Consider the following 24,520-nt stretch of genomic DNA (forward strand, 5'->3'; position numbering starts at 1 on the left):
GCTCTGCGACCGAAGCGACGCCAGCCGCCACGATCACGACTCCGCATGGACACTGCCGTCTGTCGCTTCGGTCGCTGGCGCTCCCTCCCGCGGCTCCGCCGCTAGCGACCACGAACACCCCCGGGCGACTCGAGCGTGACCCGACCCGCGGTCGCGACCACGAACACCCCCGGGCGGCTCGAGCGTGACCCGACCCCACGGTCGCTAGGGCCGGAGGCCCGGGAGGGAGCTCTGCGACCGAAGCGACGCCAGCCGCCACCATCACGACTCCGCATGGACACTGCCGTCTGTCGCTTCGGTCGCTGGCGCTCCCTCCCGCGGCTCCGCCGCTAGCGACCGAATGCCTCAGTAGGAGCGGGGGAGGCGGAGCATCTGGGTGCCGATGTGGGCGAGGACGAGCTCCTCGGCCACGGGGATGTTCTTGCCGATGCGGGCGTCGCGGAAGAGGCGCTCGACGGGGAACTCCTTGGAGTAGGCCATGCCGCCGAACGTCTGGAAGGCCTGGTTCGCCGACTCCCACGCGACCTGGGCGGCGGTCAGCTTGGCGACGTTCGCCTCGTTGCCGCACGGCTGGCCCTGGTCGAACAGCCAGGCCGCCTTGTACGTCATCAGCCGGGCCAGCTCGGTCTTCGCCTTGATCTGCGCGAGCGGGAACTGGATGGCCTGGTTCGCGCCGATCGGCCGGCCGAACACCTCGCGCTGCCGGGCGTAGTCGCAGGCGAGGTCGAGGGCCGCGTCCGAGGAGCCGACGCCACCGGCGGCGGCCAGGATCCGCTCGGGGTTGAGCACGTCCCACAGCACGCCGAAGCCCTCGCCCACCTCACCGACGACCCGGTCGGCGGGCACGCGGACGTCGTCGAAGAACACCTGGCTCGACGTGACGATGTTGCCACCGAGCTTGGGGATCGGCTGGAAGGTCAGCGTGCCCGCGGCGAGCGCCTCCTTCACGTCGACGAGCAGCAGCGTGAAGCCCGAGGTCCGCGGTGCCCCGTCGGCGGGCGGCTGCCGAGTGATGGCCAGCATCCAGTCCGCGCGGTCCACGCCGGAGATCCAGATCTTCTGGCCCGAGATCAGGAAGTCGTCGCCGTCGCGACGCGCCTGCGTGGAGATCTCCAGTGCGTTGCTGCCGGCGTCGGGCTCGGTCAGCGCCATGCAGAACTGCGTCTCGCCGGCCGCCAGCCCGGGCAGCAGCTCCTTCTTCTGCTCCGGCGTGCCGTGGCGCGTGATCGTCATGGCGCCGAAGCCGGGCGTGAGGATGTAGAGGAACGTGCCCTGGGTGCCGCCGCTCGCAGCCAGCGCCTCGTTCGCGATCGCCACCTCGAGCAGACCCTGGCCGCCGCCGCCGTACTCCTCCGGCACGCCGATGCCGAGCCAGCCGCCCTCGGCCAGCGCGGCCCAGGCCTCCTCCGGGAAGCGGTGCTCCTCGTCGCAGCGCGACCAGTACGCATGGTCGAAGCCGCTGACGGCGCGGGTGACGCCGTCTCTCACCGCTGCGGCGGTGTCGGGCAGCGTGAAGTCCATGGTCGTCCTCTCGTCAGCGGGTGGGCCCGGGAACGTGCTGGGCCCCGCGCTGCTGCACGAGGGGGTCCTCGACGGTGCAGTGCGCGTCAGTGCGTGCGGGGGTGCGGGTGGGGTCGAGCGGGCTGCGGTTCGGGGTGCCGTAGTCGCACGTCTTGCTCGGGTTCGGCACGAGGAGGACGTGTCCCTTGCGGCCGCGCGTGCTGTCGGCCATGCCGAACATCTGGGCCGGTCCCCACTCGAGCCAGTGGTCGAGTCCGGGCAGCCGGTCGTTCGCGAGCGTCGCCATCGTCAGGCTGCGGTCCAGGAGCGGCCCGAGCGTCGGGGTGATGTCCGCCAGCAGCCGGTCCACGAGCGGGGCCGCCTTCACGGCCTCGTCGACGAGACCGCGGATCGTGCCGTCGGACCGCTCCAGCTCGGCGCTGAGGTCGTCGACGCTCGACGCGAACGTACGCAGCTCGTCCGCCTTCGCGTCCACCGTGCGCAGCGGCGCCTGCGCCTGCTCCATCAGGTGGTGCAGCGTGGGCTGGAGCCGGGCGAGCAGCGCGAGGGTCGTGTTCGCGCGGTGGCCGATGGTCTTCAGGTCCGTGGAGGTGTCGGTGGCCTCACCGAGCTCGCGGGTGATGGTGCGCACGTCGCGCGGCTCGATCCGCCGTGCCACGTCGACGACGTCGGCGAGCAGCGTGTCGAACCGCAGCGGCACCCGGGTGTCGGCGAGGTGCACCACGTCGCCGTCGTCGAGGTAGGGGCCGTGGTCGACCCGCGGCCGGAAGTCGAGGTGCTGCTCGCCGATCGCCGAGAGGTTCGCGACGACGGCCTCGGTGTCGACCGGCACCTTCGCGTCGCCGTCGAGCCGGACCGTCGCGCGGACGTGGTCGCCCTCGAGGTCGACGTGCTTCACGAGGCCGACGCGGTTCCCGCGGTACGTGGCCGTCGAGCCCGGGTAGAGGCCGCCGCCCGACGGCAGCTCGACCGTCACCGTGCGCGACGAGGAGAACAGCCCGCCGCGGATGACCGAGTCGCCCAGGTAGACGACGCCGGCGATCGTGATCGCCAGCACCAGGATCTCGGCGAGCCGGACGCGACGTCGCGACCTCCGCACCCTCGCCGTGGTCTCCGGGAGCTCCGCCCAGTCGGTCATCGCTGCGCTCCCTTCCCGAGGATCCCGAGCAGTGACGACAGCGGTCCGGCCGGGCTCGTCAGGTCCTCGGCGAGCTGCTTCAGCGGCGGCGGTCCCGGGTCCGGGCCGGCTCCCTTGACCAGGTTGGTCAGCGGCAGGTCGCCACCCAGGTACGGGTTCGCGAGGATCGTCAGGTCGAACATCGCGTAGTCGCCCGGCGTCGCGCGGTCGAGCCCGTCGGCGAACGCCTGCACGCCGGTGAGGATCGGGCCGATGCTCTCCTGCGCGGCGACGATCTCCTTCAGCACGGCGTCGAGGTCGCGCACCTGCTGCCCGATGGTGCTGCGCGTGCGCTCGATGACGTCGGAGCCGGCGTCGCCCAGCTTGGTGAGGGACGTGACCATGCGCATCGCGTCGTCCTGCCGCGCAGCGAGCTGACGCACCGCCGGGGCGATGGACGCCGTGGATGCGGCGAGCGAGTCGGTGTCGGCGGCGAGGTGCGCCGAGAGCCGGTCGAGTCCGTCGAGCGCGGCGTCGATCTCGTCGCGCCGGTCGTTCACCGTGGTGACGAACCGGTCCAGGCGCTTCACCAACGTGCGGACGTCCTTGCCGCGCCCGTCGAACGCCTTCACCAGCTCCTCGACGACGACCTTGAGGTCGGCGTAGCTGCCGCCGGTCACGGCGGTCGAGAGTCCGGTCAGCAGGTCGGTGGTGTCCGGCGCGGTGCCGGTGTCGTCGCGCTGGATGACGTCGCCGTCCTTCAGCACTGGAGCCGAAGCCTTGGCCGGTGGCGTCAGCGCGACGAACGCCTCACCCACCGGCGCGCTCAGTCGCACCTCGGCGCGCGTGCCGACGGGCAGCCGGGTGTCCTTCGAGACGGTCATCCGGACGTGAGCGGTGTAGTCCACGGCCTTCACGGACTCGACCTGCCCGACCGTGCGCCCGTCCACCTTCACCGGCGCCTGGCGCGGGAGGTTGAGGGCACTGTCGAAGACGGCGTCCAGCTCGTAGGTGGGCCCGGAGACCTCGCTCGGCAGCGGGACGTCGGACAGGCTCTTGCCGCACCCCGCGAGGAGGAGTGCGACGACCACCATGCACGCGCGCTTCACAGGTCCTCCGGGAACAGATCCGTCATCCACTGGAACAGCGGGTCGAGCGCTCCGGTGCCGTTCTTGTTGGTGACCGCGTCGCAGTCCGGGATCACCCGCAGCACGCGGCACAGCTCGGAGCGGCCGACGCGGGAGACCGGACCGGTGTTGCGGACGTCGACGCGGACGCGGGTGCTGCGGGTCTTCGGGTCGTACGCGCGGGTGATGTTCTCGGCGACGGTCGGCAGCACGTCGAAGACCTCCGCGATCGATCCCTTCCGCCTCGTCGCCTGCGCGAGCACGGCAGCCGCCTGGTCCAGGTCCGCACTCACCCGCGACCGGTTCTCGCGGATGAAGGCCGACGTCGTCGCGCTGAGCCTCCGCAACGACTCGAGCGTGGCCGTCAGGTCCTTCCGCTGCTCGGCGAGCAGCGTGCTGGACGCGGCCACCGAGTCGCTGAGGCTGCGGACCGTCGAGTCCCGCTTCGCCAGCATCGTGGTGAGCGAGTCGAGGTCTCGGACGACGTCGGCGAGGTCCTGCTCCCGCCCGTCGACGGTGCCGAGCGCGTCGGACGTGGCGTCAAGGGCATCCGCGATCTGCCGTCCGGTGCCGTCCAGGGCCTTCGCGCTCACGGCCACCAGGTCGCCGACGTCCTTGCCGGCGCCGGTGGTGTCCTTGAGCGCGACGACCAGGTCGTGCACGGCGGCCAGCACGTCGTCGACGTTCGCCGGGCTCCTCGTGCGGGCCAGCGGGATGACGGCACCGTCGTGCAGCTGCGCGCCCTCGGTCCACGGCTCGGTGAGCTCGATGAACCGGTCGGTCACCAGCGAGGACTGCATGACCACGGCGCCGGTGTCCGCCGCCACCGGCACGTCGGCGTCGATGCGGACCTTCACGTCGACGCGGGTGCCGTGCGGCTCGATGGCCTTCACCGTCCCGACCGGCACGCCGACCACCTGCACGTCGTTGCCGACGTAGAGACCCGTCGTGTCCGTGAGCTGCACGGTGAGGTCGGTGCCGTCGGGCGACCGCGACCCGAACACCAGGGCGCCGACGACCAGCGCCGCACCCACCAGCACGGTGAGCGGGAGGAGTCCGCGGACCAGCCCGGGCCTCACTGGCAGCTCTTCGGGTCGAGGGCGCAGACGGCCTTGTCGGGCAGGAGGAAGAAGGGCGCGTAGACGTCGATCCACGGGCCGTTGCCGGTGGCGTTCGCGAAGTAGCGGGCCATCGGAGCGAGCCGCTCGAGCGAGCGGTCGAGCTGGTCGGCGTTCGCCCGCAGGACGCCGAGCACGGCGTGGAACTGGTCGAGCACCTCGGAGACGCCCTCGGTGTTGGCGGCCGCGAGCCGCTCCAGTCCGGCGGTGACGTCCTCGGCCGTGGTGAGCAACCGCTTCACGGTGTCGCGCCGGCGAGCGACGAGCGATGCGACGGTGTCCGCGTCGCCGAGCAGCTCGTCGAGGTCGTCCTGCTGGGCGCGCACCATCGCGGTGACGTCGTGCACGTGGGTGAGCAGTCGGTCGACCTGCTCGTCCTTCTGCCCGATCGTCCGGGCCAGCCGGGTGGCGCCGCGCAGCGCGGCGTCGGTCTGCTTCGGGTCCTGGTCGAGCGTGGTGGCCATCGCGCCGACGGCCTGGTCGATGGCGTCGAGGTCGAGCGAGCCGACGGTCTCGTTGGTCTGGGTGACGACGTCGGAGACGGTGTACGCGGGCGTGGTCCGGCTGGTCGGGATGGGCTGGTCGGTGACGGGCCCGTGACCGGGCACGACCTCCAGGTAGTTCTGCCCGAGCAGGGTCGCCATCTTCACCGCGGCGGTGGAGTCGACGTGCAGCTCGACGCCGCCGTCGAGCTCGAAGGACACGACCGCGTCCGCGCCGTCCAGCCGGATGGACGTGACGTGTCCGCTCGGGATGCCGGCGACGCGGACGGCGTCGCCCGCCCGGAGCCCGGAGGCGTGCACGAACCGGGCCTGGTGCTCGGTGCCGCCGCTCAGCACGGTGGTGGCGAGGCCCACGACGATGAGCGCGAGCACCGCCACGGCCGCCGCGATCTTCAGCAAGGCGTTGCTCGTCATCGGCAGACCCCCGAGGCGAGCTTCCCGGTCTTGTCCGTGTAGATCGGCAGGCCGGGCAGGGCGATGCTGACGTGGCAGAGGTAGATGCTCAGCCAGCTGCCGTAGCTCATCGACCGCGCGTAAGCGTCGAGCATCGTGGGCAGCTTCTGGGTGGCGCCGCGGAACTCGTCGAGCTGGTCCACCATCTCCGTGCCCACCGACTGCATCGACCGCACCGACGACGTCAGCGGGTCGGCCGTCTCGTCGAGCAGGCCGCGGACGCCGGTGGTGAGCCGGTCCATGCTGGTGATGGCCGCGTCGACGTCCTTGCGGTCGTCGGCGAGCCCGCCGACCAGGTCGTGCAGCCCGCTGATGACGCCGCTGATCTCGTCGCGGTGGTCGGACATCGACTGCATGACCACGGAGACGTTGTCGATGACGCGGGTGACGATCTCGTCGCGGTCCGCGAGGTGCGCGGTGAGGTCCGCGGTCTGCGCGGTGAGGTGCGCGACGACCGGGCCCTGGCCCTGCATCGCGTCGACGATCTCGCGGGCGAGCACGTTGACGTCGTCGGGGTCGAGCGCGTCGAAGAGCGGCTTGAACGCGTTGAACAGCTCGGTGAGGTCGAGCGCGGGGGCGGTGCGGTCGACGCCGATGACGTCGCCCTCCTTCATGGCGCGGCCGGGCTTCGCCCCGGGCTCGAGCGCGATGTACCGCTGACCGAGCAGGTTCAGGTAGGAGATCCGCGCGCGGGTGTCGGTACGCATCGGCTGGTCGGACGCCACCGAGAACGTGATCCGGGCGTGGTCCCCGTCGAGCGTCCGTCCGTCGACGCGCCCGACGCGGACTCCGGCCATCCGGACCTCGTCTCCGACCTGCAGGCCGGAGGCGTCGATGAAGTCCGCGACGAACGTCGAGCGGTCGCCGCCGCCGGTCTGGCGCAACGTGTTCGCGATCAGTGACGTGAGGAACAGCGAGAGGACCGTGAACGCGACGACGCCGATCACCTCGAGCGGATGCCTCCTGATGATCCTCATCGCCCGAGTCCGATCAGGCGGAGGAGGCGGTCCAGGCCGCGCGGCTGCGGAGCGTCGGCGGACGGCGACGGCGCGGGGGCGTTCTTCGGCTGCGCCGCCGCGGCCTTCTTCTCCGTCGGCGCGAGCTTCCCGAGCAGGCTCTCGATCGTGCCGACCGTGTCGACGTCGGACCCGGTGGCGGCGGGCGCGTCGTCGCAGTTGTCGCCCTTCAGCGCGCCGTAGCGCGGGCAGTCGGCCGACGTGTACGGGTTCATCGGGTCGAGCCCGATCTGGCCCTCGAGCACGATCGCGGAGTCGCTGATGCTCGTCGCGCCGTTGTGCAGGACGTTCGGCACGCGCTGGAGAATCACGCGCAGGTCGGCGTGGTGGGCGGCGAACGTCCGCATCGGTCCCGCCGACGTGGTCGCGAGCGCGACGCCGGTGTCGGCGTGCTGGTGCAGCAGCCGGCCGGCGCGGTCGGCCACCGCCGCGCTGCCGGCCAGGAGTCGGTCGATCGTCGCCTTCTTCGCGACGAGGGTGTCGGCGGTGGTGGCTGTGTGCCTCGCTCCCGAGACCGCGTCCGGCTCGATGCTGTCGATGACGGCCATCGCCCGCGTGGCGCCACGCAGCGTGCCGAAGAACAGGTCCTCGTCGTCCTGCATCGCCGCCAGGACCTCGTTCGCCCGCTCGACGAACCGCCCGACGTCCTCGCCGTGCCCGTCGATGGCTGCGGCGACCCGGCTGGTGGCGGTGGTCAGCTGCTCGACGTCGAGCGAACGGATGAGCCGGTCCGCGGTGTCGTACGACTCCATCAGCCGCACCGACGCGGCCGTGGTGTCCGCCTTCACGACGTCGCCGGACTCCAGGTGCCGGCCGGCGCTCACTCCCCGGCCCAGCAGCTCGACGTACTCCGAGCCGAACAGCGTGCTCGGCAGCACGCGGGCGGTGGCGCCGGCCGGAATGGTCTCGGCGTGCTGCTTCTGGACCAGGAGCTCGGCGCGGTAGCCGTCGCCGCCACGGTCGACCGACACGACGCGACCGACGATGATGCCGTGGTACCTGACCTTGGCGCCGGGCCCGAGCGCGTCGCCGAGGTCGGGCAGCGTCGCCTCGACCCGGACGTCGCGGCTGACGACGCCGAGGTACGACAGCCCCAGGTACGCGGCGGCACCGCCGAAGACCAGCAGCCCGACCACGGCCACGGCCACCTTGCGGAGCGCGTCCTGACTCATCCGGAGATCGTCACCTTCTGGCCGGGACCCCAGAGCAGCAGCGTCAGCACGATGTCGACGACGGTGATGGCGATGATGCTCGTGCGGATGGCCCGGCCGGTCGCGCGGCCGACGCCCTCGGGTCCGCCGCTCGCGTGGAAGCCGTGGTAGCAGTGCACGAGGGTGACCATCGTGGTGAGCACGGTGACCTTGATCGCGGAGCACACCACGTCGCGCAGGCTGACGAACGTCGTGAAGTAGTGGTCGTACGTGCCGGCGGACTGGTGGAAGAAGTGGGTCACCACCCAGTCCGTGGTCACGTACGTGCCGACGAGGCCGAGCAGGTACAGCGGGACGACCATGGCCAGCGCGGCCATCAGCCGGGTGGACACGAGGTACGCCACGGGCCGGATCGACATCGCCTCGAGCGCGTCGATCTCCTCGTTGATGCGCATGGCGCCGAGCCGCGACGTGTACCCGCAGCCGATGCGGGCGGCGAACGCGAGCGCGACGACGATGGGCGCGAGCTCCCGGGTGTTGGCGTAGCCGGAGATGAAGCCGACCAGCGGGGCGAGGCCGATGATGTCGAGTCCCTGGTGGCCCTCGAGCCCGACCTCGGTGCCGGTCAGCGTCGACATCAGCAGCACGACGCCGATCGCGCCTCCGCCGACGACGAGCGCACCGCCGCCGAGGCTCACCTCCGCCAGCAGCCGCCCGACCTGCACCCGGTGGTACCGGATCGCGAGCGGCACCTGGCCGATGGCTCGCGCGAAGAACAGCAGCTGGTCGCCGAGGGACACGAGCGGGCGCATCACCTTGGGTGCCGGCGTCGTGGTGATCGCCATCAGATCGGCCCCCCGACGAGCACGGTGTAGACCTGCGAGATCACGAAGTTGGCCGCGAACAGCGCGACGAAGTTGAGGACGACCGCGGACGTCACCGCGTCGCTCACCCCGGCCGGACCGGCCTCCACGTGCAGCCCGCGGTACGCCGCGACGGACGCACAGATCACCCCGAAGACCCCGGCCTTCACCAACGACAGCACGAGGTCGGACGGCTGGGCGAGCAGGGCGACGGACGCGAGATAGCCGCCGGCCGAGAGGTCCTGCACGACGGTGCTCACCACGAGCGTCGTGATGATGGCGAAGAACATCACCACACCGTTGAGGAGCAGCGCGACGGTGGTGGCGGCGAGCACGCGCGGGATGACGACGCGCTCGGTGACGTCGACGCCCATGACCTCCAGGGCGTCGAGCTCTTCACGGATGCGGCGCGAGCCGAGCTCGGCACAGATGGCCGAGCCGGCGACGCCCGCCAGCATCAGGGCGGTGATGAGCGGGGCCGCCTGCCGCACGACGGCTAAGGTGTTGCCGGCGCCGGTGAAGCCGGTGGCCCCGACCTCCTGAGCGAGCACACTGACCTGCAGCGCCAGGATCACGCCGAACGGGATGGAGACGGCGAGGGCCGGCAGCGTGCAGACCGTGATCATGAACCAGGTCTGGCGCACGTACTCCTCGGCCGGGAACGTCCGGCGCAGGATCGAGCGAGGCAGCCGGATGGCCATCCGAACCGCCAGGTCGGTCAGTCCGAGCACGTCCTCGACGGGACGCAGTGTGCGCAGCCGATCGGCGGCGCTGACGGTGCCTGGGCCGCCCCCCGTCAGCCGGACGGACTCGGACACATCCATCCCCTCTCGAATGACAGTCGGACTGTAACAGTGAACGGCTGCCGGGCGTCAAGGTTACGGAGGCGGGATTCCGCCCGCCCTCGGTTGCCTGAGCGACGATGACAGTTGTACTGTGCCAGTCATGTCCATCGTCACGGAGCCCGCAGCCGACGAGCTGATGACCGTCGACGAGCTGTCCGCGGAGGCGGGCCTCTCGGTCCGCACCACGCGGTACTACGCGTCCCTCGGCCTGCTGCCGCCGCCGACGCGTCGTGGCCGCCTCGCCTACTACGACGAGGGCCACCTGGCCCGGCTGTCGCTGATCCGCACCCTGCAGTCGAACGGCTTCACCCTCGCGGCCATCGAGTCCTACGTGCGCCGCATCCCGGAGTCGACGACGCCCGGTCACCTCGCCATGCAGCAAGCGGTGCTCCAGGCCTGGGCCCCGGCCGAGCACACTCGGCTCGACCGCGCCGGCCTCGAGGCCCACGCCGGCCGGGCGCTCGACGACGAGCAGCTCGACGTCCTCGTCCGCAGCGGCGTGCTCGTCCGCCACGGTGCCGGGTCGAACGGGGACGAGTTCGAGCCGCTGCCCGGCTTCGAGGTGGGCGTCGAGCTGTTCGACCTCACCCTCGGCGTCGACGTCGTCGTGGAGGCGGCCACCACCATCGAGAAGCACATGACGGCGCTCGCCGACGACCTCAGCGACATCATGCGGCGCGGCGTCATGCTGCCGAACCGGGCGTCCGGCGGACCCGACGTCGAGCAGACGATCAAGCGGCTCCAGGCGCTCAGCGTGCAGGCCGTCGTCACCGGCTTCCAGCGCGCCACCCACGACCTCATCACCCGCACGTTCGACCGCTCGCAGCAGGAGGCACCGTGACCCGCAGCGCGTCCACCCTCGTCGACACCGTCAACGGCGCCGGCCTGCTCGCCGGCGCGGCGAACGTGATCATGCAGCTCGGCGTCCCGGGCGTCGGCCACGGCGTCGTGGAGAGCCGGGTGGAGAGCGGGCGGATCTTCGACCACCCGTACAAGCGCACCCGCACGACGCTCACCTATCTCGCGGTCGCGGTCCTGGGCGACGACGACGACCGCGCCATGTACCGCCGCGCGGTCAACAAGGCGCACGCCCAGGTCTTCTCCACCGACGAGAGCCCGGTGAAGTACCACGCGATGGATCCCGGTCTGCAGCTCTGGGTCGCCGCCTGCCTCTACCGCGGGTTCGAGGACACCTACGCCGCACTGATCGGCGAGCTCGACCCGGCCGAGGCCGAGCGCGTCTACCAGGCGTCGGCGCCGCTGGGCACCACGCTCCAGGTCCGCCCCGAGATGTGGCCGGCCACGCGCGAGGACTTCCAGAAGTACTGGGACGACATGATGGACCAGGTCCACATCGACGACACGGTGCGCGCGTACCTGCACGCGATCACGCGGGCGAAGTTCCTGCCGCGTCCCATCCCGTGGATCATCGGCGGCTTCAACCAGTTCGTCACCACGGGCTTCCTGCCGCAGCGGTTCCGCGACGAGATGCACTACACGTGGACGGACCGCCAGCAGCGCCGCTTCGACCGACTGATGCGCACCATCGGCTTCGTCAGCCGCGTCGTCCCCCGGTTCGTGCGCGAGTTGCCGTTCAACGTCCTGCTCCGCGACGTCCGCCTCCGCGCCCGCCGCGGCTGGACCGTCGTCTGACTGGTCTCGATACACCCGACTCGCTGGCGCTCGCCGGGCACTCGACCAGCGTGATTCCTCGGTGATCGAGTGCCTGCGAGCTCTGCGAGCAGGCGTATCGAGATCACTGACGCTCCGACCACCACTGCTTGAGCGCTTCCGCCGCGGCCTCCTCGGACTGAGGTCCCTCGTCCATGCGGAGCTCGAGCAGGAACCGGTAGGCCTCGCCGACCTCGCGGCCGGGGCCGACGCCGAGGATCTCCATGATCTGGTTGCCGTCGAGGTCGGGCCGGATGGCGTCGAGCTCCTCCTGCTCGGCGAGCACGGCGATGCGCTCCTCCAGCTCGTCGTAGGTGCGCTGGAGGCGGGCGGCCTTCTGCCGGTTGCGGGTGGTGCAGTCGGCGCGGGTGAGGATGTGCAGCCGCTCGAGCTGGTCGCCGGCGTCGCGGACGTAGCGCCGCACCGCCGAGTCGGTCCACTCGCCGGATCCGTAGCCGTGGAACCGGAGGTGCAGCTCCACGAGCAGGCAGACCTGGTCGACGGTCGCATTGTCGAACCGCAGCGCCCGCAGCCGCTTGCGCGCCATCTTCGCGCCGACGACGTCGTGGTGGTGGAAGGTGACCGTGCCGCCCTCCTGGAACTTCCGCGTCCGCGGCTTGCCGATGTCGTGCAGCAGCGCGGCGAGCCGCACCACGAGGTCGGGCTGCTGCTCGAGGCGCGACTCCAGCGCGATCGCCTGGCGCAGCACCGTCAGCGAGTGCTCGTAGACGTCCTTGTGCCGGTGGTGCTCGTCGCGCTCGAGCATGAGCGCGGGCAGCTCGGGCAGCACGTGCTCGGCGAGGCCGGTGTCCACCAGCAGCCTCAGCCCGTCGACGGGGGCGGGGGCGCACAGCAGCTTGACCAGCTCGTCGCGCACGCGCTCGGCCGAGACGATGTCGATGCGGTCGGCCATCGCTTGCATGGCGACGACGACCTGCTCGTCGGCGACGAAGCCGAGCTGCGCGACGAATCGCGCGGCCCGCATCATGCGCAACGGGTCGTCGCCGAACGAGATGCCGGCCGCGACGGGCGTGCGCACGAGGCCGGTCTCCAGGTCGGTGAGCCCGCCGAACTTGTCGACGAACTCGCCGGACGGCAGCCGCACCGCCATGGCGTTCACGGCGAAGTCGCGGCGCGACAGGTCGCCGTCGAGCGAGTCGCCGAATCGGACCTGGGGCTTGCGCGACGTGTGGTCGTACTCGTCGGAGCGGTAGGTGGTGATCTCGACGTGGGCGTCGCCCTTGCGCAGCGCGATGGTGCCGAACTCGCGGCCGACGTCCCACAGGGCGTCGGCCCAGCCGGAGACGAGCGCCTCGATCTGCTCGGGACGCGCGTCCGTGGTGAGGTCCCAGTCCTGCCCGGGGCGTCCCATCAGGGCGTCGCGCACGGGGCCGCCGACGAGCGCGAGCTCGTGCCCTGCCTCGGCGAAGCGCCGGCCCAGCTCGACGAGCGCCGGCTCGGCCGTGACGAGACGGTCGAGGCGCGCGCGCTGCTCCGGCGTCAGCGCGACGGTGGGCGGGGTGGACACGACCATGCAGTCTACGGAGGCCGGGTGGGGCGAGCACCCGCCACTACGATGTGCAGGTGGGTTCCCGTCGTGCCGTCATCTGGACGGCCGTGGTGAGCCTCCTCCTGCCGGCGGTCGCGAGCGTCGCCCCGGCGTCGGCGGCGCCCGACAAGAACCCCGACCTCGACGTCCGCATCACCGGACTCACCCCGAGCCGGCTGAGCGCCGGTGCCACCGTCACGATGACGGGCACGGTCACCAACCAGGACGACCACGTGTGGTCCGACGCCCAGGCGTACCTCGTCATCCCGGCGACGCCGTTCACCACGCGGAAGCAGCTCGACGACGCCGTGGCCGACGACGCGGGCTACACCGGTCAGCGGGTCGTGGAGCTCGACACGATCGACGACATGGGCGACCTGAAGCCCGGCAGCACCACGTCGTTCCGCGTCCGCGTCCGGTACGGCGCGCTCGGCATCTCCGGGGCGGAGGGCGTGTATCCCGTCGGGGTGCAGATCCTTGCCACGGACACCGACGGCACCCGCGCCTCCAACGCCATCGCCCGGGCCACCACGTTCCTGCCGCTGATCTCCAGCAGCGAGCACCCGGCGGTGTCGGCCGGCCTGGTGTGGCCGTTCCTGATGCCCGACCGGCGCAAGCCCGACGGCACCTACGCCGCACCCGACCACCTGCTTGACCTGATCTCCACCGGCGGCCGGCTGCGCAACCAGCTCGACCTGGCCTCGGCCGGCCCGGCGCGCGCCACCACCGTCATCCTCGACCCGGCGCTGCTCGTCGGCGTCGACGACCTCGCGCACGGCCGGCACCTCCCGGACGACTTCACCGTCAGCGACGCGGGCCGCGCCTCGGCCACCCGGTTCCGCGACGACCTCGTCGCCCTCGCGCGTCGCGACGCGGTCTGGGTGCTGGGCTTCGACCGGCCCGACGTGCTGGCACTGACTCGCTCCTCGGCGACGCAGCGCCTGCTCCGCGTCGTCGAGCGTGCCACCGCCACCACGCTGGCCACGTTCCAGCTCACCGGCCGGCGCGTCGCATGGCCCACCCGCAAGGGCGTCTCCGCCGACCTGCTCGCCGCCGTGCGCGGCACCGGGGAACAGCCGGTGCTCGTGACCCCGGGCGCCCTGCCGGACTGGGAGCGGCGCGACGGGTCCCTGATCCAGTACACGTCCACCAGAGGTCCGGTGCCGCTCCTGGTGAACGACTCGCTCGACGCCGGCGTGCCTGGCCGGACCAGCGCCGTCACGCTGCGGCAGCGGGTGCTGAGCGAGGCCGGCCTGGCGTCGCTGCAGCGCGGCGCCGACCCGGACTCGCGGGCGGACGCGGTCACGATCGTCGACCCCGGCTGGGACCCGGGACAGGTGGCCCCCACCGTCCTCGACCCGGTGTTCACCGCCCCGTTCGTGTCGGGCGCCAGCCTCGAGGACCTCATCACCGGGCGCCTCACGCAGTACGACGACCGCGTCGCGAAGGCCACGGTCCGGCCGGTCGATCCCGTGCAGATCGGTGAGGCCGCCACGGCTGCCCAGACCGCCAACCTGCTCGCGTCGGTGGTGCCGGACAGCGAGGCGGTCGACGCGGCCGCGGCGCGGGGCATCGCCTCCGTGCTCGGTGTCCGCTGGCGTGACCACCGCGGCGAGGGCCTGCGCGCGGCCGAGGCCCAGGCGTCGGCCATCCGCAAGCAGATCACCCGGCTGACCGTCGAGGGCCCCGACGCGGTCACCCTGTCGAGCTCGGAAGGCAGCTTCCCGCTCACCATCAGCAACCGCACGGACAACCCCGTGCGCGTCGCGGTCTCGATCGACTCCAGCAACCCGGCCCTCGACGTGCCCGACCTGCGTGGCGTCGAGGTGGCCGCCGGGGAGCGCCGCACCGTCACCGTCACCGTCGACATGGGCCGGCAGACCTCCGCCACCCTCTCGGCGCACCTCACCACGCCCGACGGCACCACGTTCGGCGACCCCGCCGTCTTCAACGTGCGCTCCAGCCACGTCGGCACCGCGCTGTGGATCGCCATCGGCCTGGCCGCCGCGTTCGTCGTCGTCGCCCTCGTGCGCCGCTTCCGAGGACGCTCCGCGTGACCGAGAACCCCGACATCGCCCGGAGCAGCGCCTGGATGGCGCTGGGCACCATCGGCTCCCGCGTCACCGGCTTCGTCCGGCTGCTGCTCATCGCCGCCACGATCGGCACCGCGCTCGACGCCGACATCTTCAACAACGCCAACACCATCCCCAACGCGCTGTACATCCTCGTGGCGGGCGGCGTCTTCAACGTCGTGCTCGTGCCCCAGCTGGTCCGCACCATGAAGCGCGACGAGGACGGCGGCGAGGCCTACGCCCAGCGCGTCATCACACTCGGTCTGCTCGTGCTGCTGGCCGCCACCGTCGTGCTGGTGCTCGTCGTGCCGGCCCTCGTGCACGTCGTCTTCGACCAGCGACTCTTCGACGCCGGCTTCGAGGAGCAGCGCCGCTCGGCCCGGCTGCTGATGGCGCTGTGCATGCCGCAGGTCTTCTTCTACGGCGCGTTCGTCCTCGTCGGTCAGGTGCTCAACGCGCGCGGCCGCTTCGGCCCGATGATGTGGGCGCCGATCGCCAACAACGTCGTGGCGTGCGTCGTCCTCGGCATCTACCTCGCGGTGTTCGGCGCGTCCGCCGGCACCGACGGGTTCACCACCGGCCAGGCACTGCTGCTCGGCCTGGGCTCCACCGCGGGCATCGTCGTCCAGACGCTCGTGCTGCTGCCGTACCTGCGGCTCGCCGGGTTCCACTACCGGCCCCGGTTCGACTTCCGTGGCGTCGGGCTCGGGCACACGCTGCGGCTGGGCGCCTGGACACTGGCGTTCATCCTGGCCAACCAGGTGGCGTTCATCGTCATCCAGCGCCTCGGCACCCGCGGCACCCTGGCCGGCGCCGACACCGGCGAGCAGGCGGCCGGTGCCGCCGTGTACGAGATCGGCTTCCTGGTCAGCCAGGTGCCGCACGGCGTCATCACGGTGTCCCTCGCGACGGCGGTCATCCCGCTGCTGTCGTCGCTGGCCGCCGACCGGCAGCACGACCGGATGCGGCGCGAGCTGGGGCGCACGCTGCGGCTGGCGCTGAGCATCATCGCGCCGCTCGCCGTCGCCGCGGCGTGCCTGGGGCAGCCGGCCGCGCACGCGATCGCCTACGGCGGCATCTCCGGCAACGCGGACGTCATCGGCAGCACCGTCGCCGCGTTCTCCCCGGCGATGATCGCGTTCACCGTCCACTACCTGATGCTGCGCGGCTTCTACGCCGACGAAGACACCCGCACCCCGTTCTTCGTGCAGCTGCTCATCGCGGCCGTGAACATCGTGGCGGCGGTCCTGCTCACCAACGCCGTCGAGCCGGCACACGTCGCGGCGATGCTGGCACTGTCGTTCGGCCTCGCGTACGTCGTGGGCGCCACGGTCTCGACCACGCTGCTCTCCCGCTCGATCGGCCCGGTCATCGACGCCGAGACCACCCGCTTCGCCGCCCAGCTCGCCGTCGCGTGCGCGGCAGCCGCCGCCGTCATGCTCGGTGCCGTGACCCTGCTCGACCGGATCGGCCTGGACACCTCGTCGGCCCTGGAGTCGCTCGTCGTGCTGGTCCTCGCCGGCGTTCTCGGTGTGGCCGCCTACCTCGGTGCCACCCGGCTCATGCACATGGACCAGCTGACGTACGTGGTCCGCAGTCTCAAGCGGCGCTGATTCAGCCGCCCACGGCCCGGCACCCCCGCCGCGACCCGGCACCGTCCTAGCATGGAGACGGTCACAGAAGGGGTGGCGATGAGCGACAGGCGCGCGTTGGCCTCAGGCGACGTGCTCGCCGAGCGCTACGAGCTCCAGGACCTCGTGACCGAGCGGCTCGGTTCCACGACCTGGCGGGCCAACGACCGGGTCCTGAACCGGAACGTCGGCATCGAGATGCTCCCCAGCACCGACCCGCGCGCCCACCAGTTCCTCGACGCGGCACGCCTGTCCACGTCGGTCACGGACCCGCGGTTCCTGCGCGTGCTCGACCTCATCGAGGACGACCACGGACAGCACCTCGTCGTCCGGGAGTGGGCCAAGGCGTTCCCGCTCGACCAGGTCCTCGCCGAGTCGCCGCTGCCGAGCCAGCGGGCCGCGCGCGTCGTCGCCGAGGTGGCCGAGGCGATCGCGGAGGCACATGAGCGTGGCGTCCACCACCGCCGCCTCACGCCGCACCACGTCCTGCTCAAGCAGTCCGGCGCCGTGCGTGTCGTCGGGCTCGGAGTCGCCTCGGCCCTGGCGCCGGCGGGCCACCACGACACGCTCGACGACATCCACGAGTACGAGCGACTCGACGTCCAGGCGCTCGGCAAGCTGCTCTACGCCTGCGTCACCAGCCGGTGGCCCGGCGCCCACATCGACCAGCTCCGCGCCGCCCCCACCGAGCACGGCCGCCTCCTGCGGCCGCGCCAGGTCAAGGCCGGCGTCTCCCGCGAGCTCGACACGATCTGCGACCGCATCCTCGGCACCCCGCCTGCCCACCACCGTCCGCCGCTCACCACCGCCGCCGACATCGCGCAGGCGCTGCACCTCGCCGGCGACGACGACGTCCGCCGCGACGGTCCCACGACCCTGACCCGCGCCTCGTCACCCGACCTCCTGCGGCTCGACCCTGTCGTCCAGCCGCAGGGTCCGCCTCCCGGGCTCGAGCCGCCACGTCGGCGGCCGAAGGCCTACGAGCCGGCGCCACCCACTCCCTTCGAGCGCGGCAAGGCGCGGGCGCTCGCCACCACGAAGGGCGACCGCGGCCTGGTGCTCGCCGGCATCCTCGTCGCGATCGTCATCGTCTCGATCCTGGCGTTCCTCGCCGGCCGAAACACCGGTGGCGACGACGACTCGGGCCCGGACGGCACCTCCTCCGACGTCCGCGCCCTGCCGATCCAGGGCGTGCGCGACCTCGACCCGCAGGGCGACGACAAGGAGGAGAACCGCAGCACGGTCAAGCGGGTCATCGACGGCCGCCTGAGCACCGGCTGGCGCACCGCCACCTACTTCGGCCAGGCCAGGCTCGGCGGCATCAAGGACGGCGTGGGCGTGGTCCTCGACCTCGGCGGTCCGCGTGAGCTCTCGGCCGTGCGGGTCCGGCTGGCCGGCCGGCCCACCGACATCTCGGTCTACGCGTCCACCGCCGGTGCCGATCCGCCACGCAGCCTGAAGGGGCTCCGGAAGGTCGCGATGCTCGACCGCGCGGGCCAGGATGCCAGCATCCAGGTGCGCTCCGGGGTCCTGACTCGGTACGTCGTGATCTGGCTGACCCGCCTGCCCGAGATCGGCGACGGGGAGTTCCGTGGAGAGATCCGCGAGGTCACCGTCGAGGGTGCCTCGTGAGGGAATTCTGACGACCTAGACTGCGTTGCAGCCATCAGCACCGATTCTTCGTCAGAGAGCACTCATGAGCGACGACGTCCGCAACCTCATCATCATCGGCTCCGGCCCCTCCGGGTACACCGCTGCCGTCTACGCAGCTCGCGCCAACCTCGAGCCGCTCGTCTTCGAGGGGTCCGTCACCGCCGGCGGCGCGCTGATGAACACCACCGACGTCGAGAACTTCCCGGGCTTCCCCGACGGCATCATGGGCCCCGAGCTGATGGACAAGCTCCGCGCCCAGGCCGAGCGCTTCGGCGCCGAGCTCATCGCCGACGACGTCACCGCCGTCCAGCTGGAGGGCGACATCAAGACCGTGTCGCTCGCCGACGGCACCACGTACCGCGCCCGCGCGGTGGTGCTCGCCATGGGCTCCGGCTACCGCAAGCTCGAGATCGAGGGCGAGGACCGGCTCTCCGGTCACGGCGTCAGCTGGTGTGCCACCTGTGACGGCTTCTTCTTCCGCGAGCAGAACATCGTCGTGGTCGGCGGCGGCGACTCCGCCGTCGAGGAGGCCACGTTCCTCACCCGGTTCGCCTCCAAGGTCACCCTGGTGCACCGCCGCGACGAGCTGCGGGCCTCCAAGATCATGCAGGACCGCGCGTTCGCCAACGAGAAGATCGAGTTCGCGTGGAACTCCGAGGTCGCGGAGCTGCACGGGGACGACCGCCTCGAGGGCATCACGCTGCGCGACACCGTCACCGGCGAGACTCGGCGCATCGACGCCACCGGCCTGTTCATCGCGATCGGCCACGACCCGCGCTCGGAGCTGCTGAAGGGTCAGGTCCAGCTGGACGACGAGGGCTACGTCCTCGTGCAGCCCGGCTCCACCGCCACCAACCTCCCGGGCGTGTTCGCCGCCGGCGACCTCGTCGACCACACCTACCGCCAGGCCGTCACCGCGGCCGGCACCGGATGCGCCGCGTCCCTGGACGCCGAGCGCTTCCTCGCCGACATCGAGCATGCCGGCCAGCCCGCACCCGCCGAAGCACTGACCGAGTAACAGGAGAGATTCGCATGGCTGAGATCACCGCCGTCACCGACGCCGACTTCGAGGAGAAGGTCCTCAAGGCCGACGGTCCTGTGCTCGTCGACTTCTGGGCAGCGTGGTGCGGTCCGTGCCGCCAGCTGAACCCGATCCTCGAGGAGATCGCTCAGGAGAAGGACGGCAAGCTCACCATCGTGAAGATGGACGCCGACGCGAACCCGGTCACCCCGGCGCAGTTCCGCGTCGTCGGCCTGCCGACGATGAACCTCTACAACAACGGCGAGCTCGTCCGTTCCATCGTGGGCGTGCGCCCGAAGAGCGCGATCCTCAACGAGCTCTCCGAGTTCGCCTGAGTCGATCCGACTACTTGTTGATTAGTCGCTTTGTCGACAAAGTGACTACTGTGGATCCATCATCTTGACGATCCGCTCCAGGTCCTCGACGGTCGCGAACTCGACGATGACCTTGCCCTTGCTCCGGCCGAGCTCGACCTTCACGCGCGTGTCGAACCGATCCGACAGCCGCGCAGCCAGGTCGGCCAGCCGGGGCGAGTGAGCCCGGCCGCCGGGCCGTCGAGCCGGCCGGCGGGAGCCCTCGGGGCCGACGGTCACGATCTCCTCGAGGGCCCGGACCGAGAGCCCCTCGGCGACGACGCGCTGGGCCAGCCGGTCCTGGATCTCGGCGTTCGACACCGACACGAGCGCGCGGGCGTGGCCGGCCGAGAGGACGCCGGCGGCGACGCGGCGCTGGACCGCGGGCGAGAGCTTCAGCAGCCGGAGGGTGTTGCTGATCTGCGGGCGCGATCGGCCGATCCGGTCGGCCAGCTCCTCGTGCGTGCAGCCGAAGTCGTCGAGCAGCTGCTGGTACGCCGCCGCCTCCTCGAGCGGGTTCAGCTGGGACCGGTGCAGGTTCTCCAGGAGCGCGTCGCGGAGCAGGTCCTCGTCGGACGTGTCGCGGACGATGGCGCCGATCGTGTCGAGCCCCGCCTCGCGGCTGGCGCGCCAGCGGCGCTCCCCCATGATGAGCTCGTACTCGTCCTTGCCGGTGCTCCGCACGACGACGGGCTGCAGCAGCCCGACCTCGCGGATCGAGTGCACCAGCTCGGCCATGTCGGCCTCGTCGAACACCTGCCGCGGCTGACGCGGGTTGGGCACGATCTGGTCGAGCGGGACCTCGGCGAACCGTGCGCCGGCGACCTCCTGCAGGCCGGACTCCTCCGCCTCGGCGGGCGACGACGGGATCAGTGCCTCCAGCCCGCGCCCGAGTCCTCGTCGTGTGCTCATCCCGCTGACCTGGCCTTTCGTGCCGCTTCGGAGATCTCTCGGGCCGCTTCGAGGTACGACAGCGCGCCCGACGAGGTGCGATCGTACGTGAGCACGGTCTGCTGGTAGCTGGGGGCCTCGGAGATGCGCACGGAACGCGGAATCGCGGTGCGGAGCACCTTGTCGCCGAAGTGGTTCCGCACCTCGTCCGCCACCCCGGACGACAGTCGCGTACGGGCGTCGTGCATCGTCAGCAGGATCGTCGTGATCGCCAGGTTCGGGTTCAGGTGGCGGTGCACCAGGTCGATGTTGCGCACCAGCTGGCCGAGACCCTCGAGCGCGTAGTACTCGCACTGGATCGGGATGAGCACCTCACGGCCGGCCACCAGAGCGTTGACCGTCAGCAGGCCGAGCGACGGCGGGCAGTCGATCAGCACGTAGTCGATCCGGTCCCCTGCGTCCTTGCACTCGGCGAGGTACGCCTGGAGCGCCTTGTCCAGACGCGTCTCGCGGGCGACGAGCGACACCAGCTCGATCTCGGCACCGGCGAGGTCGATGGTCGCCGGCAGCACCGTGAGCCCGGGGATGTCCGGGCACGGCCGGATCAGCTCGTCCAGGTCGGTGCCGTCGACGAGGGCTTCGTAGACACCGGGGGTGCCCTCGGTGTGGTCGATGTTCAGGGCGGTCGACGCGTTGCCTTGGGGATCGAGGTCGATCACCAGCACGCGCAGTCCCTTGAGGGCGAGCGCGGCCGCGATGTTCACCGCGGTGGTCGTCTTGCCGACGCCGCCCTTCTGGTTGGCCACGACGAAGATCCGGGTGTCCGCGGGCCGCTCCAGCTCTCGGGTGGCCTCCACCCGGCGGGCCAGCTCGACGTGCTCCTGGGCCTCGCTGGCCAACGGCGTCGAGTCGTCACTGAGCTCCGGGGAACGTTCCTCGCTGATGGCTCCGGCGGACTGCGCGGGGGTCGCGGTCACGGCCGGCCTGTTTCACGTGGAACATCCCACCTAGTCACCGCGATACCTCCACGACCGTCGTCGGCACGTCCAGATCCCCGTACGAGGTCACCACGATATCGGTAGCACCCTGCTTCTGTAGAGCCCCTCTGGATGCTCTGACCTCCTCCGATGCCTTCTGCCCCTTCAGGGCCAGCAGCACTCCGCCGGGACGCACCAGCGGCAGGCACCACGAGCCGAGCTTCTCCAGCGACGCGACGGCCCGTGCCGTCACGACGTCGAAGGTCTCGTCGACCTCCTCGGCCCGCGCCCGGAGCACGGTCACCGAGTCGAGCCCGAGGTCCGTCACGGCCTCCTCGAGAAAGGTGGTCCGGCGCAACAGCGGTTCGATCAGGGTGACCTGAAGGTCGGGCCGCGCGATCGCCCAGACGAGCCCTGGCAGTCCCGCTCCGGACCCGACATCGGCCACGGTGGCGCTCTCGGGGATCCGCGGCACGACCACTGCGCAGTTCAGGACGTGACGGGACCACAGCCGAGGGACCTCGCGGGGGCCGATCAGTCCGCGCTCGACTCCCGCCGTCGCCAACATGTCGACATATCGCTCTGCCAGCTCGAGCCGATCAGCAAACACCCCCGCCGCGGACGACGGGGGTGTTTCACGTGAAACAGACATGGGCGAAGCCTACGAAGCGGGATGGACCACCACGTGGCGCTGACGATCGGCGCCCTCGGACTCACTGGTGAGTCCAGCCTCCGCCACGACGTCGTGGACGACCTTGCGCTCGAACGGCGACATCGGGTCCAGCGCGACCGGCTGACCTTCGGCCTTGACCTTCTCGATCGCCCCAGCGGCGACGGCCTCCAGCTCGAGGCGGCGCGCGGCCCGGAAGCCATCGACGTCGAGCATCAGCCGGCTGCGCTCGCCGGTCTCGCGGTAGACCGCCAGGCGGGTGAGCTCCTGCAGAGCCTCCAGCACCTCGCCGTCACGGCCGACCAGGTGCTTCAGGTCGCCACCGATGATGGACACCGCGGCACGGTCGCCGTCGACGTCCATGTCGATGTCACCGTCCAGGTCGGCGATGTCGAGGAGCTCCTCCAGGAAGTCCGCGGCGATGTCGCCCTCGGCCTCGAGCTTGGTGGAATCGGTCACGAGCGGTTGCCCTTCTTCTTGCGCTGGTTGCGTGACTGGTTCTTCGGCTGCTGACGCACCGGCGGCTTCGGGTGCGGCTCCTCCAGCTCCTTGAGCGGATCGGCCGTCACCGCCTTGCCATGCTTCTTGTCACGCTCCTGCTTGGCCTTGAACGCCGGCGTGCCCGGCGCCGGGTTGTTCCGGATGACGTAGAACTGCTGACCCATCGTCCACAGGTTCGACGTGGTCCAGTAGAAGAGGACGCCGAGCGGAAACGCGACACCGCCCACGGCGAAGACGATCGGCAGGACGTAGAGGAGCATCTTCTGCTGCTGGGCGTACGGACCGCTCATCGCGTCCGGCGGCATGTTCTTGCTCATCAGCTGACGCTGGGTCGTGAACTGGGTGATGCACATCGCCACCACGAGCGCCATCGTCAGGACGCGCGTCTGGGTGAGATCGGTGTTGACGAAGGTGTCGGCGATCTTGGCGCCGAGCAGCTTGGCCTGCGACAACGACTCCGCGTCGCCACCGGACAGGAACCCGCGAGCACCTTCGGCACCGTTCTTGGCGGCCTGGTCGATCACGCGGAACAACGCGAAGAAGATCGGCATCTGCAGGAGGAGCGGCAAGCAGGAGGCGAACGGGTTGGTGCCCGTCTCCTTCCACAGCTTCATCTGCTCCTGCGTCAGCCGCTCACGATCGTGGCCGTACTTCTTCTGCAGCTCCTTGATCTGCGGCTGCAGCAGCTGCATGTTGCGGCTCGACTTGATCTGCTTCACGAACAGCGGGATCAGCAGCGCACGAATGGTGACGGTCAGGCCGACGATGGCCAGAGCCCAGGTCCAGCCACTGTCCTCCGACAGGAACGTCGAGAACAGCTTGTGCCACGCGAGCAGCACGCCGGAGACGGCGTAGTAGAGCGGCGTCATGATCGCCGATCCGATGTCGCCTAGGAAGCCCATGTTTCTCCTGTGGTGGTGACGGCCGCTGACGACCGACGGGAACGAGCGGAACGAGGAGGCACCGGGTCAAGACCACCGGCGGCCCAGGGGTGGCAGCGAGCCACACGACGCGCGGCGAGCCAGGTGCCGCGCAGTGCACCGTGCGTCTCGACGGCCTCGAGGGCGTACGCCGAGCACGTCGGGTGGTACCGGCAGACCTGGCCGTACAGCGGGCTGATCGCGAAGCGATACGCGCGCAGAGCCCAGATGAGCAGGTGCTTCACCGGGCACCCCGCACATCAGCCGCCCGGGGCCCGGCACCCCCGCCAGCCTTCCACAGCGCCGAGTCGAGCTGCTCGCCCAGGGTGGACGACGCGGCCGCGGCCGCCGACGGCAGGGCACGGACGACGACACGCGAGCCCGCGGGGACGCGGTCGAGGCGGTCCCGCATCAGGTGCCGGAGCCGGCGCTTGACCCGGTTCCGGTCCACGGCCGACCCGACGGCCTTGCTCACCACGAACCCGACCGACGTGGACGCCGGCGCGTGGTCAGCCGACGGGGGCAGGACATGGGTGACCAGGGTCGGCTGGGCGACCTTCACACCGCCTCGGACGGTGGCGCGGAAGTCCTCGCTGCTGCGCATGCGATGGACCGCTTCGAGCAACGGCTCAGGCGGACAGCTTGGCGCGGCCCTTGCGGCGGCGCGACGACAGGATCGCCCGGCCGGCGCGGGTCCGCATGCGCAGACGGAAGCCGTGCTTGCGGGCACGACGACGGTTGTTCGGCTGGTAGGTGCGCTTGCTCACGACTGGTTCCTCACGAATCGGGCGGTGACAGGTGACCGGATCGGTCAAGGTGCGGCCGGGTCGACGGCCACCGCTCGCTCACAGAATCTGACCGCTGTGAGCACGCGGCAGGTGTCGGATCTTGCACGAC

25 protein-coding genes are annotated in these 24,520 nt (G+C 71.2%); 7 read left to right on the forward strand and 18 right to left on the reverse strand.

Annotated features, from left to right (window positions below; translation table 11 throughout):
• Nucleotides 1-345 precede the first annotated feature (345 nt).
• The 9 genes from FHP06_RS13430 to FHP06_RS13470 are packed head-to-tail and all read right to left on the reverse strand — an operon-like array spanning nt 346 to nt 9,687.
• Nucleotides 346-1,521: an acyl-CoA dehydrogenase family protein gene (locus FHP06_RS13430; RefSeq protein ID WP_147687316.1), complete on the reverse strand. Its 1,176-nt coding sequence runs from the start codon at nt 1,519-1,521 to the stop codon at nt 346-348.
• 13 nt (nt 1,522-1,534) lie between these two features.
• Nucleotides 1,535-2,659 (reverse strand): MCE family protein, encoded by a 1,125-nt coding sequence (locus FHP06_RS13435; protein WP_147687317.1) that lies wholly within the window; start codon nt 2,657-2,659, stop codon nt 1,535-1,537.
• On the reverse strand, nt 2,656-3,732 hold the full coding sequence (locus tag FHP06_RS13440) for an MCE family protein (RefSeq protein WP_147687318.1): 1,077 nt from the start codon (nt 3,730-3,732) through the stop codon (nt 2,656-2,658). Before FHP06_RS13440 ends, FHP06_RS13435 begins: the two co-directional genes overlap by 4 nt.
• 11 nt (nt 3,733-3,743) lie before the next feature.
• The gene (locus FHP06_RS13445; protein WP_187271933.1) at nt 3,744-4,844 is read right to left on the reverse strand and encodes an MCE family protein; all 1,101 of its coding nucleotides are present in this window, start codon (nt 4,842-4,844) and stop codon (nt 3,744-3,746) included.
• Nucleotides 4,841-5,800, reverse strand: a complete 960-nt coding sequence (locus FHP06_RS13450) for an MCE family protein (protein ID WP_147687320.1) — start codon at nt 5,798-5,800, stop codon at nt 4,841-4,843. The genes FHP06_RS13445 and FHP06_RS13450 overlap by 4 nt, the downstream gene beginning before the upstream one ends.
• On the reverse strand, nt 5,797-6,816 hold the full coding sequence (locus tag FHP06_RS13455) for an MCE family protein (RefSeq protein ID WP_147687321.1): 1,020 nt from the start codon (nt 6,814-6,816) through the stop codon (nt 5,797-5,799). The genes FHP06_RS13450 and FHP06_RS13455 overlap by 4 nt, the downstream gene beginning before the upstream one ends.
• Nucleotides 6,813-8,027, reverse strand: coding sequence for an MCE family protein (locus FHP06_RS13460; protein ID WP_147687322.1), 1,215 nt, complete (start codon nt 8,025-8,027; stop codon nt 6,813-6,815). Before FHP06_RS13460 ends, FHP06_RS13455 begins: the two co-directional genes overlap by 4 nt.
• Nucleotides 8,024-8,851 (reverse strand): ABC transporter permease, encoded by an 828-nt coding sequence (locus FHP06_RS13465; RefSeq protein WP_147687323.1) that lies wholly within the window; start codon nt 8,849-8,851, stop codon nt 8,024-8,026. Before FHP06_RS13465 ends, FHP06_RS13460 begins: the two co-directional genes overlap by 4 nt.
• Nucleotides 8,851-9,687 carry an MlaE family ABC transporter permease gene (locus FHP06_RS13470; RefSeq protein ID WP_187271934.1) on the reverse strand — a complete coding sequence of 279 codons (837 nt, stop codon included), beginning with the start codon at nt 9,685-9,687 and terminating at the stop codon, nt 8,851-8,853. Before FHP06_RS13470 ends, FHP06_RS13465 begins: the two co-directional genes overlap by 1 nt.
• Nucleotides 9,688-9,814: 127 nt before the next feature.
• On the opposite strand from FHP06_RS13470, the gene FHP06_RS13475 reads away from it, so the two are divergent.
• Both FHP06_RS13475 and FHP06_RS13480 read left to right on the forward strand, forming a co-directional pair.
• Nucleotides 9,815-10,555 (forward strand): MerR family transcriptional regulator, encoded by a 741-nt coding sequence (locus FHP06_RS13475; protein WP_147687324.1) that lies wholly within the window; start codon nt 9,815-9,817, stop codon nt 10,553-10,555.
• Complete coding sequence (locus tag FHP06_RS13480; RefSeq protein WP_222706486.1) at nt 10,552-11,367, forward strand: oxygenase MpaB family protein; 816 nt, start codon at nt 10,552-10,554, stop codon at nt 11,365-11,367. Before FHP06_RS13475 ends, FHP06_RS13480 begins: the two co-directional genes overlap by 4 nt.
• Before the next feature lie 103 nt (nt 11,368-11,470).
• On the opposite strand, the gene FHP06_RS13485 is transcribed toward FHP06_RS13480, so the two are convergent.
• Nucleotides 11,471-12,919 (reverse strand): CCA tRNA nucleotidyltransferase, encoded by a 1,449-nt coding sequence (locus FHP06_RS13485; RefSeq protein WP_147687325.1) that lies wholly within the window; start codon nt 12,917-12,919, stop codon nt 11,471-11,473.
• Nucleotides 12,920-12,969: 50 nt separating this feature from the next.
• On the opposite strand from FHP06_RS13485, the gene FHP06_RS13490 reads away from it, so the two are divergent.
• The 5 genes from FHP06_RS13490 to trxA all read left to right on the forward strand — a co-directional run bounded on the left by FHP06_RS13490 (nt 12,970) and on the right by trxA (nt 19,646).
• A complete protein-coding gene (locus tag FHP06_RS13490) occupies nt 12,970-14,991 on the forward strand; it encodes a DUF6049 family protein (RefSeq protein WP_147687326.1) in 2,022 nt (673 codons plus the stop codon).
• Complete coding sequence (gene murJ, locus FHP06_RS13495; protein ID WP_147687327.1) at nt 14,988-16,619, forward strand: murein biosynthesis integral membrane protein MurJ; 1,632 nt, start codon at nt 14,988-14,990, stop codon at nt 16,617-16,619. The genes FHP06_RS13490 and murJ overlap by 4 nt, the downstream gene beginning before the upstream one ends.
• A 78-nt stretch (nt 16,620-16,697) precedes the next feature.
• Nucleotides 16,698-18,269, forward strand: a complete 1,572-nt coding sequence (locus tag FHP06_RS13500; protein ID WP_187271935.1) for a protein kinase family protein — start codon at nt 16,698-16,700, stop codon at nt 18,267-18,269.
• Between the two features lie 64 nt (nt 18,270-18,333).
• A complete protein-coding gene (gene trxB, locus FHP06_RS13505; RefSeq protein ID WP_147687329.1) occupies nt 18,334-19,308 on the forward strand; it encodes a thioredoxin-disulfide reductase in 975 nt (324 codons plus the stop codon).
• Nucleotides 19,309-19,322: 14 nt separating this feature from the next.
• Nucleotides 19,323-19,646 (forward strand): thioredoxin, encoded by a 324-nt coding sequence (gene trxA / locus FHP06_RS13510; protein ID WP_187271936.1) that lies wholly within the window; start codon nt 19,323-19,325, stop codon nt 19,644-19,646.
• A gap of 45 nt (nt 19,647-19,691) precedes the next feature.
• Here trxA and FHP06_RS13515 read toward each other — a convergent pair whose 3' ends face one another.
• The 8 genes from FHP06_RS13515 to rpmH are packed head-to-tail and all read right to left on the reverse strand — an operon-like array spanning nt 19,692 to nt 24,390.
• Nucleotides 19,692-20,576, reverse strand: coding sequence for a ParB/RepB/Spo0J family partition protein (locus FHP06_RS13515; protein ID WP_147687330.1), 885 nt, complete (start codon nt 20,574-20,576; stop codon nt 19,692-19,694).
• Nucleotides 20,573-21,532, reverse strand: a complete 960-nt coding sequence (locus FHP06_RS13520) for a ParA family protein (RefSeq protein WP_147687331.1) — start codon at nt 21,530-21,532, stop codon at nt 20,573-20,575. Before FHP06_RS13520 ends, FHP06_RS13515 begins: the two co-directional genes overlap by 4 nt.
• A gap of 34 nt (nt 21,533-21,566) precedes the next feature.
• The gene (rsmG, locus tag FHP06_RS13525; protein WP_187271937.1) at nt 21,567-22,184 is read right to left on the reverse strand and encodes a 16S rRNA (guanine(527)-N(7))-methyltransferase RsmG; all 618 of its coding nucleotides are present in this window, start codon (nt 22,182-22,184) and stop codon (nt 21,567-21,569) included.
• Nucleotides 22,185-22,193: 9 nt separating this feature from the next.
• The gene (locus tag FHP06_RS13530) at nt 22,194-22,661 is read right to left on the reverse strand and encodes a Jag family protein (protein ID WP_230973519.1); all 468 of its coding nucleotides are present in this window, start codon (nt 22,659-22,661) and stop codon (nt 22,194-22,196) included.
• Nucleotides 22,658-23,605 carry a membrane protein insertase YidC gene (gene yidC, locus FHP06_RS13535; protein ID WP_147687332.1) on the reverse strand — a complete coding sequence of 316 codons (948 nt, stop codon included), beginning with the start codon at nt 23,603-23,605 and terminating at the stop codon, nt 22,658-22,660. The genes FHP06_RS13530 and yidC overlap by 4 nt, the downstream gene beginning before the upstream one ends.
• Nucleotides 23,593-23,868: a membrane protein insertion efficiency factor YidD gene (gene yidD / locus FHP06_RS13540; protein WP_147687333.1), complete on the reverse strand. Its 276-nt coding sequence runs from the start codon at nt 23,866-23,868 to the stop codon at nt 23,593-23,595. The genes yidC and yidD overlap by 13 nt, the downstream gene beginning before the upstream one ends.
• Nucleotides 23,865-24,227, reverse strand: a complete 363-nt coding sequence (gene rnpA, locus FHP06_RS13545; RefSeq protein ID WP_222706487.1) for a ribonuclease P protein component — start codon at nt 24,225-24,227, stop codon at nt 23,865-23,867. The genes yidD and rnpA overlap by 4 nt, the downstream gene beginning before the upstream one ends.
• 25 nt (nt 24,228-24,252) lie before the next feature.
• Nucleotides 24,253-24,390: a 50S ribosomal protein L34 gene (gene rpmH / locus FHP06_RS13550; RefSeq protein ID WP_147687335.1), complete on the reverse strand. Its 138-nt coding sequence runs from the start codon at nt 24,388-24,390 to the stop codon at nt 24,253-24,255.
• Nucleotides 24,391-24,520: the final 130 nt, after the last annotated feature.

The sequence above is a fragment of the Aeromicrobium terrae genome (genome assembly GCF_008039565.1).
GTDB classification, from domain to species: Bacteria; Actinomycetota; Actinomycetes; order Propionibacteriales; family Nocardioidaceae; genus Aeromicrobium; species Aeromicrobium terrae.

What these genes read in the sequence shown, in the direction of transcription:
- FHP06_RS13430 (WP_147687316.1), bottom strand. Translation starts at nt 1,521, where the DNA reads ATGGACTTCACGCTGCCCGACACCGCCGCAGCGGTGAGAGACGGCGTC.
- FHP06_RS13435 (WP_147687317.1), bottom strand. Translation starts at nt 2,659, where the DNA reads ATGACCGACTGGGCGGAGCTCCCGGAGACCACGGCGAGGGTGCGGAGG.
- FHP06_RS13440 (WP_147687318.1), bottom strand. Translation starts at nt 3,732, where the DNA reads ATGGTGGTCGTCGCACTCCTCCTCGCGGGGTGCGGCAAGAGCCTGTCC.
- FHP06_RS13450 (WP_147687320.1), bottom strand. Translation starts at nt 5,800, where the DNA reads ATGACGAGCAACGCCTTGCTGAAGATCGCGGCGGCCGTGGCGGTGCTC.
- FHP06_RS13455 (WP_147687321.1), bottom strand. Translation starts at nt 6,816, where the DNA reads ATGAGGATCATCAGGAGGCATCCGCTCGAGGTGATCGGCGTCGTCGCG.
- FHP06_RS13460 (WP_147687322.1), bottom strand. Translation starts at nt 8,027, where the DNA reads ATGAGTCAGGACGCGCTCCGCAAGGTGGCCGTGGCCGTGGTCGGGCTG.
- FHP06_RS13465 (WP_147687323.1), bottom strand. Translation starts at nt 8,851, where the DNA reads ATGGCGATCACCACGACGCCGGCACCCAAGGTGATGCGCCCGCTCGTG.
- FHP06_RS13475 (WP_147687324.1), top strand. Translation starts at nt 9,815, where the DNA reads ATGTCCATCGTCACGGAGCCCGCAGCCGACGAGCTGATGACCGTCGAC.
- FHP06_RS13485 (WP_147687325.1), bottom strand. Translation starts at nt 12,919, where the DNA reads ATGGTCGTGTCCACCCCGCCCACCGTCGCGCTGACGCCGGAGCAGCGC.
- FHP06_RS13500 (WP_187271935.1), top strand. Translation starts at nt 16,698, where the DNA reads ATGAGCGACAGGCGCGCGTTGGCCTCAGGCGACGTGCTCGCCGAGCGC.
- trxB (WP_147687329.1), top strand. Translation starts at nt 18,334, where the DNA reads ATGAGCGACGACGTCCGCAACCTCATCATCATCGGCTCCGGCCCCTCC.
- trxA (WP_187271936.1), top strand. Translation starts at nt 19,323, where the DNA reads ATGGCTGAGATCACCGCCGTCACCGACGCCGACTTCGAGGAGAAGGTC.
- FHP06_RS13515 (WP_147687330.1), bottom strand. Translation starts at nt 20,576, where the DNA reads ATGAGCACACGACGAGGACTCGGGCGCGGGCTGGAGGCACTGATCCCG.
- rsmG (WP_187271937.1), bottom strand. Translation starts at nt 22,184, where the DNA reads ATGTCTGTTTCACGTGAAACACCCCCGTCGTCCGCGGCGGGGGTGTTT.
- yidC (WP_147687332.1), bottom strand. Translation starts at nt 23,605, where the DNA reads ATGGGCTTCCTAGGCGACATCGGATCGGCGATCATGACGCCGCTCTAC.
- rnpA (WP_222706487.1), bottom strand. Translation starts at nt 24,227, where the DNA reads ATGCGCAGCAGCGAGGACTTCCGCGCCACCGTCCGAGGCGGTGTGAAG.